This window comes from Massilia sp. CT11-108 (genome assembly GCF_047302915.1).
GTDB classification, from domain to species: Bacteria; Pseudomonadota; Gammaproteobacteria; order Burkholderiales; family Burkholderiaceae_D; genus Telluria; species Telluria orientalis.
This window is the reverse complement of record NZ_JBKYMO010000869.1, coordinates 1-1,462: the sequence shown is the minus strand read 5'-3', so window position 1 is coordinate 1,462 and position 1,462 is coordinate 1. Positions and strand designations below refer to the sequence as shown.

Annotated in this window: 1 protein-coding gene; it reads left to right on the top strand. The window is 70.0% G+C overall.

The window, feature by feature from the left end; genetic code table 11:
* Positions 1–1,322, top strand: a 1,322-nt coding sequence (locus ACEN88_RS31535; RefSeq protein ID WP_413346079.1) for an oxygenase MpaB family protein, incomplete at its 5' end; no start/stop codon positions are given.
* Between the last annotated feature and the right edge of the window lie 140 nt (positions 1,323–1,462).

The following is a 1,462-nucleotide window of genomic DNA, read 5'->3' as shown; positions in this document are numbered from 1 at the left end:
GCGCCGACCCGCTGGCCGACGCCACCATCGCGCGCATCCTCGGCCCCGGCCAGCCCGGCGGTCCGGACATGGCGACGATCGGCCTCCTGAACCGGGAGATCGCGCGCTGGCAGTTGAACGGGGACCTGGACGGCTGGCGCGCCAGCCCCGGCCTGCCGCCCGACATGGCCGCCGCGCTCGAAGCGTACGTGGTCGAGGCCAGCGTGCTGCCCGACTGGGCCGACGCCGCGAAGATCGCGCGCGCCGAAGTGCTGTTCATGGAAATGAGCATGGCGTCGTGCACGCTGCTGTTCTGCGCGAGCCTGCCCCAGTGCTACATCATGCCGGACCTCGCGGCCGTGCTGCATGCGGCCGGCGAACTCGAACAGCACACGGACTACCGCGTGCGCGCCACCGCCGCCATGATCTTCCCCGTCATGATGCGCGGGGGCCTGACGGCGCCGTCCGGCGGCGGCGTCGCGCAAGCCATCAAGGTGCGCCTGATCCACGCCATGATCCGCCACCTCGTGCTGCGCGGCGACGTGGCCGAGGCCCTCGTGGCGCCGCGCCGGCTGCCCCGGTTGCTGACGCAGGCGAAGACGATGCCGCAAGTGCTGTACGCGCACGGCTGGGACATCGACCGCCTCGGCCTGCCCTGCAACCAGGAAGAACTGGGCTACACGCTGCTGACGTTTAATTATGTGTTCCTGCAGGGCCTGCGCCGCCTCGGCCTGCGCCTCGAGCAGGGTGACGAGGAAGCGTACATGCACGCCTGGAACGTGCTGGGCGCCGTGCTCGGCATCGAACGCGAGCAGATGACGGACACGATGGCGGACGCGGAGCGCATGTTCACCGCCATCCAGGCGGAGACGCGCACCCGGCAGCGCAAGGACGACCCGCGCCCGGCGCTGGCCGGCGCGCTGATGGCGAACATCCAGCGCTACCTGCCGCCGCGCATCCTGAAACCGTTCCCGGTGCTCCTCACCCGCCACCTGATCGGCAAGGCGTCCTCGCGCGACCTGGGCCTCGATCAACGCGTGTCGCTGCTGTCGCGCGGCCTGTTCGTGCTGGTGTTCGGCTTCATCCGCGGCGTCGATGCCATGGCGCGGCTCGTGTTCCCGGGGTTCTCGATCTCGCGCCTCGTCACGCGCATCCTCGGCTACAACCTCACGGTCAAGCTGCTGATGGACGAGACCCGTCCGCTGAAACTGCCGGACACGCTGCTGGGCGAAGTCGGCGACGCCGTCCACGCCTGGCACAATGACGACAAGGCGCCGCGCTGGGTCAATGCCCTCGAACGCCGTTTCACCGGGCGCCTCAAGCCCGCCGCCCATCAAGGATAAACGATGTCCGTATTCCGTTGCTTCGCGCCGCTGTTCGTGTTGTTCCTGCTGAACGTGGCCCATGCCGCCCCGGCGCCGCTCGTGCTGGACGACGCCGTGCCCCGCGTCGAGGCGTGGCCCGCCGTCACGCTCGTGCGCGA